The 13,796-nt window shown below is 31.7% G+C and carries 16 protein-coding genes and 1 tRNA gene; 10 read left to right on the plus strand and 7 right to left on the minus strand.

The window, feature by feature from the left end:
• Position 1: 1 nt before the first annotated feature.
• A complete protein-coding gene (locus RM519_RS00905; protein WP_311591592.1) occupies positions 2–928 on the minus strand; it encodes a lysophospholipid acyltransferase family protein in 927 nt (308 codons plus the stop codon).
• Between the two features lie 42 nt (positions 929–970).
• Between RM519_RS00905 and RM519_RS00910 the strand changes: the two genes are divergently transcribed.
• Complete coding sequence (locus RM519_RS00910) at positions 971–1,615, plus strand: rhomboid family intramembrane serine protease (RefSeq protein WP_311591593.1); 645 nt, start codon at positions 971–973, stop codon at positions 1,613–1,615.
• A 39-nt stretch (positions 1,616–1,654) separates the two neighbouring features.
• Here the strand turns inward: RM519_RS00910 and RM519_RS00915 are convergent.
• Both RM519_RS00915 and RM519_RS00920 read right to left on the minus strand, forming a co-directional pair.
• Positions 1,655–1,727 (minus strand) — tRNA-Gly (locus RM519_RS00915).
• Between the two features lie 59 nt (positions 1,728–1,786).
• Positions 1,787–2,233, minus strand: a complete 447-nt coding sequence (locus RM519_RS00920) for a GNAT family N-acetyltransferase (RefSeq protein WP_311591594.1) — start codon at positions 2,231–2,233, stop codon at positions 1,787–1,789.
• A gap of 34 nt (positions 2,234–2,267) precedes the next feature.
• Between RM519_RS00920 and RM519_RS00925 the strand changes: the two genes are divergently transcribed.
• From RM519_RS00925 to ppk2 (RM519_RS00945), 5 genes are all read left to right on the plus strand, one after another.
• The gene (locus tag RM519_RS00925) at positions 2,268–2,708 is read left to right on the plus strand and encodes a GNAT family N-acetyltransferase (RefSeq protein WP_311591596.1); all 441 of its coding nucleotides are present in this window, start codon (positions 2,268–2,270) and stop codon (positions 2,706–2,708) included.
• Positions 2,701–3,411, plus strand: coding sequence for a M15 family metallopeptidase (locus RM519_RS00930; RefSeq protein WP_311591597.1), 711 nt, complete (start codon positions 2,701–2,703; stop codon positions 3,409–3,411). Before RM519_RS00925 ends, RM519_RS00930 begins: the two co-directional genes overlap by 8 nt.
• A gap of 3 nt (positions 3,412–3,414) precedes the next feature.
• Positions 3,415–4,077, plus strand: coding sequence for a methyltransferase (locus tag RM519_RS00935; RefSeq protein WP_311591598.1), 663 nt, complete (start codon positions 3,415–3,417; stop codon positions 4,075–4,077).
• 66 nt (positions 4,078–4,143) lie between these two features.
• Entirely contained in the window at positions 4,144–5,016 is an 873-nt protein-coding gene (gene ppk2, locus RM519_RS00940; RefSeq protein WP_311591599.1) for a polyphosphate kinase 2, read from the plus strand.
• A 1-nt stretch (position 5,017) separates the two neighbouring features.
• Entirely contained in the window at positions 5,018–5,803 is a 786-nt protein-coding gene (ppk2, locus tag RM519_RS00945) for a polyphosphate kinase 2 (protein ID WP_311591600.1), read from the plus strand.
• A 35-nt stretch (positions 5,804–5,838) separates the two neighbouring features.
• Here ppk2 (RM519_RS00945) and RM519_RS00950 read toward each other — a convergent pair whose 3' ends face one another.
• Genes RM519_RS00950 through RM519_RS00960 form a run of 3 tightly spaced genes read right to left on the minus strand, consistent with a single transcriptional unit; the run spans position 5,839 to position 7,124 of the window.
• On the minus strand, positions 5,839–6,162 hold the full coding sequence (locus RM519_RS00950) for a CCC motif membrane protein (RefSeq protein ID WP_311591601.1): 324 nt from the start codon (positions 6,160–6,162) through the stop codon (positions 5,839–5,841).
• A 4-nt stretch (positions 6,163–6,166) separates the two neighbouring features.
• Complete coding sequence (locus RM519_RS00955; protein WP_311591602.1) at positions 6,167–6,460, minus strand: DUF2752 domain-containing protein; 294 nt, start codon at positions 6,458–6,460, stop codon at positions 6,167–6,169.
• 31 nt (positions 6,461–6,491) lie between these two features.
• Positions 6,492–7,124 (minus strand): hypothetical protein, encoded by a 633-nt coding sequence (locus RM519_RS00960; RefSeq protein WP_311591603.1) that lies wholly within the window; start codon positions 7,122–7,124, stop codon positions 6,492–6,494.
• 73 nt (positions 7,125–7,197) lie between these two features.
• On the opposite strand from RM519_RS00960, the gene RM519_RS00965 reads away from it, so the two are divergent.
• Complete coding sequence (locus RM519_RS00965; protein ID WP_311591604.1) at positions 7,198–7,749, plus strand: DUF8465 domain-containing protein; 552 nt, start codon at positions 7,198–7,200, stop codon at positions 7,747–7,749.
• Here the strand turns inward: RM519_RS00965 and RM519_RS00970 are convergent.
• Entirely contained in the window at positions 7,746–8,249 is a 504-nt protein-coding gene (locus tag RM519_RS00970) for a hypothetical protein (RefSeq protein WP_311591605.1), read from the minus strand. The genes RM519_RS00965 and RM519_RS00970 overlap by 4 nt on opposite strands.
• Before the next feature lie 85 nt (positions 8,250–8,334).
• On the opposite strand from RM519_RS00970, the gene RM519_RS00975 reads away from it, so the two are divergent.
• From RM519_RS00975 to RM519_RS00985, 3 genes are all read left to right on the plus strand, one after another.
• Positions 8,335–9,474, plus strand: a complete 1,140-nt coding sequence (locus tag RM519_RS00975; RefSeq protein ID WP_311591606.1) for a cysteine desulfurase family protein — start codon at positions 8,335–8,337, stop codon at positions 9,472–9,474.
• A gap of 112 nt (positions 9,475–9,586) precedes the next feature.
• Positions 9,587–10,657, plus strand: coding sequence for a hypothetical protein (locus RM519_RS00980; RefSeq protein WP_311591607.1), 1,071 nt, complete (start codon positions 9,587–9,589; stop codon positions 10,655–10,657).
• 244 nt (positions 10,658–10,901) lie between these two features.
• A complete protein-coding gene (locus RM519_RS00985; protein WP_311591608.1) occupies positions 10,902–13,793 on the plus strand; it encodes a sensor histidine kinase in 2,892 nt (963 codons plus the stop codon).
• The last annotated feature ends 3 nt before the right edge of the window (positions 13,794–13,796 follow it).

Here is a 13,796-nt window from a genome sequence, read left to right on the forward strand (position 1 = left end):
ATTAATGGGGGTAAGAGGGATTGTTTGTTAAAAACTCATCAAACTTATCTTTGTGTTTAAAACGTTTGTGAGTCCAAAAGTAGAATTGCGGTGCTCTTTTTATTTGGTTTTCAACCTCGCGTAAGAACATATCTGTAATCTGATAATCTGGAAATTCATTCGGGTTTTCTGCGAGAACTTTAAAGGTGCATTTATAATAGCCTCTTTTAATTTTAGTAACTTCATAAAAAATAACAGATTGATCTAATTCTTTAGCAATCAATTCAGCGCCAACATGAATAGGAACTTTTACATTTAAAAATGTGGCCCAATAGCGTGTTTTTTTTAATAATGGAGATTGATCACTTACCAATCCATTTAAAGATAGTACACCATTTGCCTTGTTGTCTCGATACGTTTTACGGGCAAGTTTTGGTTTTATAAGATTAGTCCCGAACTTAGAACGATTTTTTTTCATCATTCTATCAAAGTATTTGTTCCCAATAGGCGAATAAACGGCGAATGCATGGTGTTCAATTCTATCGGCTAAAGTCAGTAGCCATTCCCAATTTGCATAATGTCCACCTAAAACTACAATACTTTTCCCTTTTTTTGCTAAATCATTAATTAAGTGAATATTTTCAAAAACAAAGTGTTTGTTTACCGCTTTTTTACTAATGGTAATAGATTTAATCATTTCCATAAACACATCGGTAAAGTGCGTGTAAAACTTGCGCCGAATACTTAATAATTCCTTTTCAGACTTCTCTGGAAAAGCCAATTTTAAGTTTTCTATCACTACTTTTTTTCTATAACCAATAAGATAATAGAGGATTATTGAAAGAAAATCTGAAATGATATAAAGGACTCTAAAAGGCAAAATCGAAAGAAGCCAAAGTAGAGGGTAAACGATAATGTAAACGAGTAATTGCATATAATTCGGATGCAAATATCGGATATAATTTTATCTTTGAAAGCATAAAAATATAAAATGAGCCAAGTAGTATTATTAATTATTGTTGCTAACGTATTGTTTTCATACAAGGGGTTTAACGACCAAGTATTTTTTAATAAGTATAAGTTTCAGGTCGGAGCAATTCGGCAAGGCGATTATATCAGATTATTAAGTTCGGGCTTTCTACATGTAGATTTTAATCATTTGATTTTTAATATGCTTACGCTTTATTTCTTTGGAGATAATGTAATAGCTATAGTCGGAGTTCCTTATTTTCTAATTATTTATTTTGCATGTTTACTTTTTGGAGGATTGTTTTCGTTGGCCTATCATAAGAACCAATTATACTATAGTGCTGTTGGTGCATCTGGTGCCGTAATGGGAATTATTTATGCGGCCATTATGTTGTATCCAGGAATGAAATTGAATTTTATTTTCTTTCCTTTTGTAGATATCCCTGGTTATGTATTCGGTTTAGGGTACTTAATTTATTCTGTATATGGAATGAAAAAGAGTATTGGAAATATTGGACATAGTGCACACTTAGGCGGGGCAATTGGTGGTTATGCAATAACAATTGCCTTAACTCCTGAAGTATTAACAACAAATCTATCTTTAGTAGTGATTTTAGGAATTCCGATAGTGTTAATATTCCTTTTTGCAAAGAAATTGAATTTATAGCATAAAAAAAAAGCACTGATTTTTCAGTGCTTTTTTTTGAGCGAAAGACCGGGTTCGAACCGGCGACATTCAGCTTGGAAGGCTGACGCTCTACCAACTGAGCTACTTTCGCATTTCCGGCTACAAATATACAAGTAGTTTAAACTATAACAAGTATTTTTCGAATAAAAATTAATAAAATTTACCGTCTTCTCGCATTACTTTTAAGAAATGGAATCCTTTAATTTCATATCCTTCATTGTAATAAAATTTATGGCTTTTTGGATTACCGGTGTAAGTGTTTAATTCTGAGGCTTCACAACCTTTTGATTTGGCATGTTTGTAAATCCAATCAAAGAAAAGTCGACCCAAACCTTGACCTCTGTAAGTATTGTCAATAATCACATGATCTACTTCCATACTTTTACCAATATAATGCCTTGTCATATACCAAATACCACAAACACCTATCAGTTTTTCGTTATCATACATAACAGCGCATTCATAATTTTGTTCAATCATTTCCAAAATGCGTTCTTTCAACAATTCAAAGGGAGTTTGATCATTTAACTGTTGAATCAATGGAACAATATCAAGAATTCTATCTTTCTCTATTATTTTTATTTTGATGTTTTCCATTAAGTAGTATTTTTGGGTAAAGTTATAATATATAATGATCGAAATCAAAGAAATTTCAGCACCTGAAGCTTATGCCATTCGAAAAGATGTTTTACGTGAAAATATTCCGTTAACTGAAAAAATGGAAGGAGATTTTGACGAGGAGACCTTGCATTTAGGCTTATTTGAAAATGGTGAATTGGGTTGCGTAGCCACTTTTATGCCACATGAAAGTTTTCATTTTAAAGGTTTTCAATATAGATTAAGAGGTATGGGTACTCATAGAGATCATCAGCATAAAGGATTTGGAAAAGCAGTTTTAACCAGCGCCGAAGCCATTTTGACAAAAAAAGGCGTAGACGTACTTTGGTGCAATGCCCGTGTTATTGCTTTAAATTTTTATAAAAAATCTGGTTGGTCAATTGTAGGAGAAGAGTTTGATGTCCATTTGGTTGGACCACATTATGTAATGTTTAAAAAATTAAAAGATGCCTAAGAGTTTTATTATATTGTTTTTATTATTTGCAATCAATGGCTATAGCCAAGGGGCATCTGAGTATTCAAAAGCAGACCTTATAGGAAAAGGAAATCCAATTTTTCATGGAGATGATCATAAACTACAAAAAGAAGCTCATGAAGCTTTTGAAAAAATGCGTAATGCCGCTTTAAAAGATGGCATAAAAATAAGAGTTGTTTCTAGTTATAGAGGCTTTGAACATCAAAAAGGGATTTGGACAAGAAAATACAATAGATTTACAAAACAAGGAATGTCTCCTCAAACAGCCATTTCTAAAATTATTGAATATTCTACAATACCCGGTACGTCACGCCATCATTGGGGAACCGATATAGATATTGTAGATGGGGGTATGCCACAACCAAAAAGTGTTTTAGAACCTAGCCATTTTTCAGAAGGAAAAGTGTTTTATAATTTTAAAAAATGGATGGACGCGAATGCCAATAATTTTGGGTTTTATTTGGTCTATACAAGCGTTGATGGAAGAAAGGGTTTTAAATATGAACCATGGCATTTTAGTTATAAGCCTATTTCTCAAAAAATGTTAATGCAATATAAAGCTATGGATATTAAAGAAATGTTGCAAAAAGAAAAGATTGTTGGGGGCGATTATTTTACAGATGAGTTTATTAAAGCCTATAGAAATGAAAATATCCTCGATATAAATCCTAAATTAAAATAGTATATGAAACTTCTTAAATACCAAGCTTGGCACCTGTTGTTTTTAGTAATTAGTTGCGGTGTACTATGGTATTTAATTGAAATGGGAGTCCTAGTTTTGGAAGGCTCTCTATTTGGAATAACAACATATGGTTGGTTTGTTTTTGCATTGTTAATTCCTATTATTCACCAAGTATATGTCCTTATTTGTTGGCGCTTGGAGTTGTATTATAAAAGCATTACTACTAGGTTTCGTGCCAATGGGTTTAAGATGTACAAAACAGGATTTTTCGTGTTATTTATTGCACGTTTTTTTACCGTTATATTATTAGCACTATCTAGTGCAAATAGTTTTGAAATTGATATATGGGCTAAAGTAAGTTTAATCGTTTTATTAACTATTCCGGCATTGTATGCATTTTATTCGGTTAAAATTTTTTTTGGATTTGATAGAGCAGCAGGTTTAGATCATTTTGATAAAAAAATATCCAAAGAACCATTTGTAAAAAGAGGCATATTTAAATATACTAGTAATGGCATGTACAAATTTGCGTTCCTCTTTTTTTATGTGCCTGGAGTTATTTGGTCATCAGAATTGGCATTAATTGTGGCTCTTTTTAGCCATGTCTATATTTGGGTGCATTACTACTGTACTGAGTTGCCAGACATAAAGCATATTTACAAATAGATAATTTCCTTTTATTAGGGCGGTTATTGGTTGAATAAATACAAATACATTCTTTATATTTGTTTTATGACGAATAAATCAAAAATAAATTCTTCTGAAATTTTAAAGGAGGACTTTGTAGAAATAACTACAAAATCAGAATTACTATCTAAAATTGAAGCAAAAGGGATAGAAATTGAAGGAGTTCTTGAATCGGTTAAATACGAAGAAGAATTAAAAAATCTTCAAATAGAACTGGTAAAATTGCAGCAATGGATTTCAAAAAACAAAAAGCGGATTGTAGTAATTTTTGAAGGGAGAGACGCTGCAGGAAAAGGAGGGAATATTCGTCGTTTTTCAGAACATTTAAGTCCTCGTTCTATGCGAACCGTAGCGTTAACAAAACCAACCGAAATAGAGTTGGGCCAATGGTATTTTGAGCGTTATATTAAAGAATTACCAAACCCAGGTGAAATTGTTTTTTTTGATAGAAGTTGGTATAACAGGGCTGTGGTAGAACCGGTAATGGGGTTTTGCACTTTTGATCAGTATAAGCGGTTTATGACGCAAGTGCCTGAATTTGAGCATATGTTGTACGAAGATGGAATTAAGATTATTAAATTTTGGTTTTCTATATCTAAAGAAGAACAACAACGAAGATTTGAAGCGAGATTGCAGAACCCATTAAAGCGTTGGAAATACAGCCCAGTAGATGAAAAAGGACAGGAAAAATGGGTGGAATACACCAAATTTAAGGAGAAAATGTTTAGTGGGACACATACTTCTTATAGCCCTTGGATAACAGTAAAGGCAAATAATAAAAAGAGTGCTAGGCTTGAAGCGATGAGATATGTACTTTCTCAATTTGATTATGACGGAAAAGATGACTCGCTTACAACCTTATATCCAGACCCGAATATAGTTATGCGGTATTTCCGTTCTAACCATCAATTAGATTAATATGGAAGAGTTTGAATTTAAAGATTCGCAAGTTCAAAAACTGAACTCAAAAAAAGGAATGTTTGCGCTATTGTCTAGAGAAACGCTTAATTATCCTAAAACAATTCGGTTTTTAGATTACGAAAAGAAGTTAAAAAAGTTGCAAGTTGAATTGGTTCGATTGCAAACTTGGGCTATTCAGAATAATGAACGAATTATCATTCTTTTTGAAGGTAGAGATGCTGCTGGTAAGGGAGGTGCTATAAGAAGAGCGACCGAGAGAATAAATCCGCGTAATTTTAGGATTGTCGCCTTACCAAAACCTACAAAAGAAGAAAGCACGCAATGGTATTTTCAGCGATATGTAAATCAGTTTCCAAAAGAAGGTGAAATCGTCTTTTTTGATCGAAGTTGGTATAATAGGGCAGTAGTAGAGCCGGTTAATGGGTTTTGTACAGATGAGGAGCATGAAATATTCATGAACCAGGTCAACGATTTTGAACGTATGATTACAGAATCTGGAGTTCGTTTGGTAAAATTTTATATGTCTATTTCTAAAAAGGAACAAGAAAAACGATTTAATGAAATAAAATCGGATCCGTTAAAACAATGGAAAATGTCTTCTGTAGATGAAGCGGCTCAAGTTTTATGGGATAAGTATACGTTTTATAAGAAAAAGATGTTTGACTTAACCAAGGACCACATTCGATTTAAAATAATTCAGGCCAATCGAAAAACTTCGGCAAGAATTGCAGTAATAGAACACATATTAAAAGTAATTCCTTACGATAAGGAATTAGAAATATAAAAAAAGGAGCAATTGAAAATTGCTCCTTTTCTAATTTACTCCAGGTCTTCCATTATCGTTCTGAATTCTTCCATTTGAGCAGCCCATTGCCCCGATGAGACAATGAAAATAGTATAGATAATGATCAAGGCCCCTAAAACAATACCGATGATAGAGGTAATTTTTCCGGTTTCAGCATTTCCAATGCCAGAATATACATCTGGGTTATTTGCAAATTCTGTTCTGGCTTTTTTTGCTTTATTTAAGCCGACAATTCCCAAAATTATTCCGGGAATACCGTAACAGCAGCACGCCGTTACAATTGAGCAGATCCCTAAAATTAACGAGGCTTTAGCGCCAGGTGCTTGTTGTTTTTCCATTTGTTTAATTAATTGATTTAATTATAAAGTTTGTTACAATGATTAGTGCATTTAAAATAAATAGATAGAGTAGTATTTTACTTCCTAATTTAAAATTGAGTTTTAGATGTAAAAGAAGATAACTAAACATGAAAATTAACGTGTAAATTGCAGGATACATATAAAAAGCTGCTTCAAAATCACCTTTTAAAATATAGATTACTGAACGCTGCATTCCACATCCCATACAATCTACTTCCAGGTATTTTTTCCAAGGGCAACTAAGAAGATTCCTTTCAAGAAAGTTTATAAAACTCATCTATTTTTTTAGAAAGCTAAAAATACTACAATTATGATAACTTTTGAACTTGTTCAAAAACAAAATATACTTCAGCAGCAATTTGTTGATTTAAATCAGCGTAATATTTCAAACTTTTATTTGATTTATAGGTGTTTTCAAGATTATTTAATGGGAGATAAACTTTTGAAATAACCTCTGGTATATAGAGGCAATATTCGTCAATAGTTTTTGATAAAGATACAGCTATGAATGGCTTATTCGAGATGAGACTGTCATATAGTTTCGAATATATAACCAGTGGTTTCTTCATATTCTTGTACGACACTTCATAAATTGGGTTTTGGTGATCAAATTCAAGTAGTTTAAAGCAAAACCCTACCGATTGAAGAATACTCACAACCTCGGCGTTAATAGAAGAGACAGTTAATCCTCCCGAATAACTTTTTATGCGTTTTAATTTGAAAAAATGAATAGCGAAGTGCGTCCAGATTTGATATAATTGGCTAGATGTTGAATTTTGTGTAGAGATATAATTAATTCTTACCTTCTTTAATTTTTTTCTTTCGATAATTATAACATCTATTAATTCAGATAGAATTTTCTTTTTGTCGTTTGATATTATAGTTTCTTTAGTAGATGTTTTAAAGAATTTTTTAGGCTTTTGCTTGATGATTTGAGACATAGAACTATTTTTGTTCAAAATTGTTCAGAATATATCGATATTAGGTAAAGTGAAAATTAAGAAATAGTTATAAATGCGTTTTAAAATAGGAGATAAGGTTGCAGTGCTGGATGATGCCATAAGCGGGGTTGTAGAAAGTGTAAATGGTTTGCTAATAACGATAAATTCGGATAATGGTTTTAGTTTAAAATTTGAAGAGCGTGATTTAGTACTAATTCGTGAAGAGCAGTCTGAAATTGCTAAAAAAGTAATTGTATCTGAAAAGTTAGGACTAAAGAATGATTGCAATAAAAAAGGTAAACTATCGAGGAAAAAGAAAACAAAGGATTTGGTGCCGGGAATGGAGGTAGACCTTCACATTCAAAAGTTGGTAAAATCTACTCGTGGTATGGATAAGTATGATATGCTTAGTTTTCAAATAGATACGGCAAAGCACAAATTAGAATTTGCCATAAAAAATAGAATTCCTAGAATAGTATTTATTCATGGAGTGGGTGAAGGAGTGTTAAAAAATGAATTGATGTATTTATTTAATAGATATCCAGTATCTGTTTCTGAGGCCTCCTATCAAAAATATGGAATGGGAGCAACAGAGGTATATATTTTACAGAATAAAAGTGTTTAGTTTAATGGAATAAAGAACTCCCCAAAGGTCCCTTCTTCAAAGGCCAAATAATTTTCACCTTTCTCAACTTTTAAATTTTGAAAAGAGATATGATGTGTATATCCAATTAATATACCCATATCATCCAATTCTTCTACTGTATCGATTAAAATTAGATTGCTAACACCAGAAACACCTGTCCAATTGGATAGAATTGTAGGTTCAGTTGGAGGGATGTCTGAGCAGAAATACGCAGGTGAAACTTCACTGCTAAACGTTCTATAAATAACATTTTCAGAAGTTATTCCTAATTCTGTAGATGTTTCTTCTTCTTTAAAATATGTTTCGGCAATAGTAACGATCAAGCCTTCAGCTATTCCTAATCTAAACAATGTATAATTACCATTTCTAACTTCGCAATTATGAACTTCATCTTCAAATTCAAATGCCGGAATTGCTATATCTCCATCATCACAAGCAACAAACACAAGACATAAAAGAAGGGTAATATATTTTTTCATCACTATTATTTAATGAAGACAAAAGTAATAGTTTTTAACAGTTTTTAGCCTTTATTGATTGGATAAATTTTAGTTACTTTGTGCCATGAATAGAATTTACTTAGATAGTGCAGCAACGAGTCGTATGGACGGTGCTGTAATTGAGGCAATGTCTGCGTCTATGGCCGAAATTTATGGTAACCCTTCTTCTTCACATCAGTATGGAAGGGCGGCTAAATCTAAAATAGAACGCGCCCGTAGAAACATAGCAAAGTTGTTAAATGTAACTCCGAGTGAAATTGTATTTACGGCAGGAGGAAGTGAGGCTGATAATATGATTTTACGCAACGCGGTTTGTCATTTAGGAGTAAAAAGAATTATATCTTCTAAAATAGAGCATCATGCTGTACTACATACCTTAGATGTGCTTGAAGAAGATGAAGAATTACAATTAGATTATGTAAATTTAAATGAAGATGGTTCTGTGGATATGAATCATTTTGAGCAGTTAATTTCTGATACAACTCATAAAACTTTAGTGAGTTTAATGTATGTAAATAATGAAATAGGAACTGTTTTAGATGCTAAAAAAGTTTCTGATTTGTGTAAGCAATATGATACTTTGTTTCATTCAGATGCTGTGCAGGTTATAGGTCATTATAATTTAGATTTACAAGAAATTCCTATTGATTTTATTGTAGCAAGTGCACATAAATTTCATGGACCTAAGGGTATTGGATTTGCCTACTTTAGGAAAGGAATAGGTATAAAACCATTATTAACAGGTGGCGCACAGGAAAGAGGTGCTAGAGCTGGCACAGAAAATGTTCATGGAATTGTTGGTATGGACAAAGCTTTAGAAATTGTTTATAAAGACATCGATAAAGAAGCAGCTTATATAAATGATATTAAAAAGTATTTTTTACAAAGGTTGAAGGAAGAAATTCCTGGAGTGGCTTTTAATGGATGCCCGGAGGATGAGCAACGAAGTAATTATTGTTTGCTAAATGTTAGATTCCCTGGAAATAGTGATATGCTTTTATTCTCATTAGATATTAAAGGTATTTCTGCATCTGGAGGGAGTGCTTGTCAAAGTGGAGCAAGTGGAGGTTCACATGTTTTAAATGCAATATTATCTCAGAACGAAGCGAAAAAGACATCAGTTAGATTTTCTTTTAGTAAGTTTAATACAAAAGATGAAATTGATCAAGTAATAGTGGCATTGAAAGAAATTTTAAAAATCTAATCTTATTTTTAACGAATTCTAGATAAGGTTCTACGAATTCTAGTTTAGTCAAAATTTAACTGAAGTCTCATAGTAGTTTTGGAGTATCATTAATTCCAAAAACCTATAATATATGAGAACTTCAGTAAAAATTTCCGTATTGATGGCAGGCATAATTTTAATGGCTTGCTCTCAAAAAAAAGAACCACACCGCGTTGCAATTAACAAAGCAATCGAAAACCCAATTGTAGAGAACGGCTCTAATAATGTTACATTTGAAAACAGATCAGTTGTATTTATTACTGGGTATGATACAGGAAGTAAAACGTATTATACCGATGCTAAAGAATACTTTGCCAGTCAAGATGTAGAAATTGTAGATACTGCTTACTCACTTCAAGAAATGCTTTTATGGTTGAATATTAACTATAACGATAAACCGTATAGTGAAATTCATATTGTAAGTAATAATAAATGGACTGAATTGCCATTAGAAACAACCATAAAAGGTGAGCGTGTAAATGCTCAATCAATTCAAAAAATAATTAGTTCAGGGGCATTACCAGTTTTAAACTCCAATGTATTACAACCTGCATCAAAATTAATATTACATGCGTCGAATTTGGGGGCTAACACACCGCTTTTAGACGGATTTAAACAGGCCTTTAGTACAGAAGTTTCACCAACAGTTGTTGCGGCAGAAATGGTGAGTGTATTTGGCAGTGAGTTTACATCACATTATTTAGCAAAACCTTATTATACATTTTACCCAACTGCCAACTCTCCGGGTAGAGTTGATTTGGCAAAGCAATTTAAAAAAGCGTACCCTAACGCAGAAGTTGATTGGTTATCAGTTATGAATAATCAAACAGAAAGGTACCAAGGAGATATTTACAGTTATAAATTCAATATTCCGTTAAACTATGAAATTGATTTTGAGAGTGATGAAGAAATACCAAATTTCAATTCTACCGAAGATTTAAAAGCGTGGATGAAAGACAATGAGAAAATTTCAAAAGATTTAGAAGTACTAGGTATTCCTTTAGAAAAATTTAGATTATACGAAACTGTTAGAAACGAAACGCTTATAATCAAGGGTAAGGTTACGGTGGTTTGTGTTTTAGAACCTGTAATGAATCCAGCATATCCAAGTGATTATATGATACCGACCATAGAGAACTTAAGATTGTATAATAACCTATAATTAGTGGTTAGTTTATGACAGAAGGGATCTGAAATTATGGTGGAAGATAAATCGACATTCCTTTCTGTCTTTTAAAAGAAAGTAGTAGTAAGTTAAGCGTTGTTGTTCCTGTTGATATTAAATTACATGCCTTGGTCTGGAAGTAATTTAATTGAAACGGGAATGGCATTTTTATTGCTATAAATAATTGAATTTAAAATAAAACAACAAAGCATTAAGTTATATTTGTGTGCCCACTGAGTCTATGTATATATTTAGAATAGTTTTCTCATTTTTATTAATTGTTTCATGTGCAAGCAATGCACAAAACTTTCAGTTAACAAATTTTAGTTTAGAAGAAGGGGTACCTCAATCGCAAGTAAATTCTATTGAACAAGACAATTTAGGAAATTTGTGGTTTGGTACAGAAGGAGGAGGGATTGCTTATTTTGATGGTATTTATTTCAATAAGTTTGACCGTTCGACCGGCTTACAATCCAATTTTATTAATGACTTACGATGGATAAATGGAAGACTGCATATTGCGACAGATAAGGGATTGTCCATAAAAGAAGGGAGGTATTTTATAAATGTTCCTTTTTCAAAAGTTTTCAAAATAGAGGCGCATAAAGAGGACGTTTTTTTAGTAACCTCTGAAGGGGTTATGATTTATGATGGTATCGATATTAAGAATTACATATTACATAAGTCTATTCGTGATATTCAAGTATTTGATGATAAATTATGGATTGTTACGAATAATGGAATATCTAATATTTATATAGGAGATTCGATTTCGAAGATTCCTAAACCTATAATAGCTGGAAATTTCTCTGATATTAAAATTTCAGGAGAATATATGTATGTCATTGACAACTCTGGGGGTGTTTCTAAATTTAATAGCGACTATATATTAGTTGATACTTTATTTAAAGGAGAGGGGATTTCCAGTATTGATCTAATAAATAACAAATTATGGATTACGGTTGTCAATAAAGGTTTACATCAAATTGAACTTCCAAATTTTTCAGTTAAACGAAGGTATAACCAATCGGCAGGTATTCCAAATAACGGAGTACTTTCAGTATTTAAAGACCATCAAGAGAATATTTGGATAGGAACAAAAAGGAATGGAGCCTTCAAATTAAGAGAACATCAATTTGAGTATTTATTTAAAGGGAAACAGATTCAAAGTTTGTTGTATGATAAAGAATTTATGTTGCTATCAACGCCTAAAGAAATCATTAAGGTATCAAACAAAGGAATAGACAATATTCCTATTAAAGAACCGATTAGTTCTTTTGCAAGATTTAAAAAAAATATTTTAGCGAGTACCTCGAATGGATTGCTGGTATTAGATTCATTAGGAATTAAGGATACCATTGGAATTGAAGAAGGATTAACATCTGTAAACATTAAGAAAGTATTAGAAAGAAATGGAAAGATTTGGCTGCTTTTTAAAACTGGAGGGATTTCAAGTTTTTCTTATGACCTTGAAAGAAAAGAAGTTTACAATTATATATTTTATGATAAAAATGACGGATTGTATGATGTGCAAATAATTGATTTTAATGTTGATGCAAATGATAAACTTTGGTACGTGTCTAGGCAGGGTTTTTTTGGCTTTATTGAGGGTAAGAGGTTAAAACATTTAGGTAGACTATTACCAAAGGAAGTAAAGATTCAATCTTTATTAATCCACGACAATATTTTGTTTATAAATACTAGAGGTAATGGTATTTGGAAAAGTAGTATTTCTGATGATTTAGATTTTGTGAATATTACAGAAGATACTCCGTTGAATTATAAAAACAGTCAACAGTTAGTTTTTGATTTAAATAATTCTTTGTGGGTAGGTACTCTAAACGGTGTCTATAAGATTGAATTTCATGTTGATTTCAAAGTCAAAACAACAACTCATTATGGGTATAATGAGGGATTTATTGGTTTGGAAACGACGGCAAATACTTCGACTTTAGATATATTCGGAAATCTGTATTTTGGGACAAGAAATGGCCTAATGGTAAATAAATACTATTCAAATGATGGATCCAAATTTAAACTACCATTAGGTTTTAAAAAGGTGGATGTTGTTTATGAATCCGTAGATACAATTAATTTACAAAATTGGGAAAACAGTAGCAAGGTACTGTATTTAAAACCAAATCAAAATCATATTTCGTTTGAATATAGTTCGGTTGATATAGATCGACCAAATGAAGTTTTGTACCGTTGGAAATTGAATTCTGAGTCTTGGAGTTCATGGTCTAAAAATAATTCTATTAGTTTTCCGAATATAAGTTCTGGCTACTACACGTTTATGGTGGAGTCAAAATCTATGGATAATAGAGCTAGTGATCCTATTCATTTTCAATTTTTTATTGCCCAAAGAATTACTGAAACTTGGTGGTTTAAAATAGGAGTTCTTATTAGTGTATTTTTAATTCTTTCATTTAGTATTTGGCGAATTTTTATAAATTATAAAAAGCGAGTTCAAACCAAACAGAAGCAATTAGAACTAGAAAATTATTTAATTTCTTTAGAGCATAAAGCATTACAATTACAAATGAATCCTCATTTTATTTTTAACGTGTTAAACGGAATTAAAGCCATGAGTAGAACAAATACAAAGAAAATGGACGAAGTCATAAATACATTTTCAACATTGCTTCGAAATACCTTATTGAATTCTCGAAAGGAATTAATCTCTCTTGAAGAAGAAATCAGTTCTTTAAACGATTACATAAAAATTGAACAATTAATGCGAGAGACTCCTTTTCAATTTGACGTTAATTTAAATTTAAAAGAGGCCTCTGAAGAAATTTTATTGCCAAGTATGCTTATTCAGCCGTTTGTAGAAAATGCGGTTAAACATGGAATTTCTACAAAGGAGGATGAAGGTAAAATAGAAGTTAATTTTAATCAAATAGGTGAAGAACTAGAGATAGAGGTTATTGATAATGGGATTGGTTTTTATAGTTCTAAAAAGAAATTAAAAAATGTTTCTCACCAATCAGTTGCAGTAGCCTTGTCAAAGGAAAGAATTACTACATTAGCAGGACAGAACACTACAAAAATAGTAGAGTTAAAAGATTTGAATTCTAATGTTGTCGGAACAAAAGTAATATTTAGAATTCCACTAATAACAGATTATTAAATT

Origin of the sequence: Urechidicola vernalis (assembly GCF_031846385.1) — a bacterium.
GTDB classification, from domain to species: Bacteria; Bacteroidota; Bacteroidia; order Flavobacteriales; family Flavobacteriaceae; genus Urechidicola; species Urechidicola vernalis.

What these genes read in the sequence shown, in the direction of transcription:
- RM519_RS00910 (WP_311591593.1), top strand. Translation starts at nt 971, where the DNA reads ATGAGCCAAGTAGTATTATTAATTATTGTTGCTAACGTATTGTTTTCA.
- RM519_RS00920 (WP_311591594.1), bottom strand. Translation starts at nt 2,233, where the DNA reads ATGGAAAACATCAAAATAAAAATAATAGAGAAAGATAGAATTCTTGAT.
- RM519_RS00925 (WP_311591596.1), top strand. Translation starts at nt 2,268, where the DNA reads ATGATCGAAATCAAAGAAATTTCAGCACCTGAAGCTTATGCCATTCGA.
- RM519_RS00930 (WP_311591597.1), top strand. Translation starts at nt 2,701, where the DNA reads ATGCCTAAGAGTTTTATTATATTGTTTTTATTATTTGCAATCAATGGC.
- RM519_RS00935 (WP_311591598.1), top strand. Translation starts at nt 3,415, where the DNA reads ATGAAACTTCTTAAATACCAAGCTTGGCACCTGTTGTTTTTAGTAATT.
- ppk2 (WP_311591599.1), top strand. Translation starts at nt 4,144, where the DNA reads ATGACGAATAAATCAAAAATAAATTCTTCTGAAATTTTAAAGGAGGAC.
- ppk2 (WP_311591600.1), top strand. Translation starts at nt 5,018, where the DNA reads ATGGAAGAGTTTGAATTTAAAGATTCGCAAGTTCAAAAACTGAACTCA.
- RM519_RS00950 (WP_311591601.1), bottom strand. Translation starts at nt 6,162, where the DNA reads ATGGAAAAACAACAAGCACCTGGCGCTAAAGCCTCGTTAATTTTAGGG.
- RM519_RS00955 (WP_311591602.1), bottom strand. Translation starts at nt 6,460, where the DNA reads ATGAGTTTTATAAACTTTCTTGAAAGGAATCTTCTTAGTTGCCCTTGG.
- RM519_RS00960 (WP_311591603.1), bottom strand. Translation starts at nt 7,124, where the DNA reads ATGTCTCAAATCATCAAGCAAAAGCCTAAAAAATTCTTTAAAACATCT.
- RM519_RS00965 (WP_311591604.1), top strand. Translation starts at nt 7,198, where the DNA reads ATGCGTTTTAAAATAGGAGATAAGGTTGCAGTGCTGGATGATGCCATA.
- RM519_RS00970 (WP_311591605.1), bottom strand. Translation starts at nt 8,249, where the DNA reads ATGAAAAAATATATTACCCTTCTTTTATGTCTTGTGTTTGTTGCTTGT.
- RM519_RS00975 (WP_311591606.1), top strand. Translation starts at nt 8,335, where the DNA reads ATGAATAGAATTTACTTAGATAGTGCAGCAACGAGTCGTATGGACGGT.
- RM519_RS00980 (WP_311591607.1), top strand. Translation starts at nt 9,587, where the DNA reads ATGAGAACTTCAGTAAAAATTTCCGTATTGATGGCAGGCATAATTTTA.
- RM519_RS00985 (WP_311591608.1), top strand. Translation starts at nt 10,902, where the DNA reads ATGTATATATTTAGAATAGTTTTCTCATTTTTATTAATTGTTTCATGT.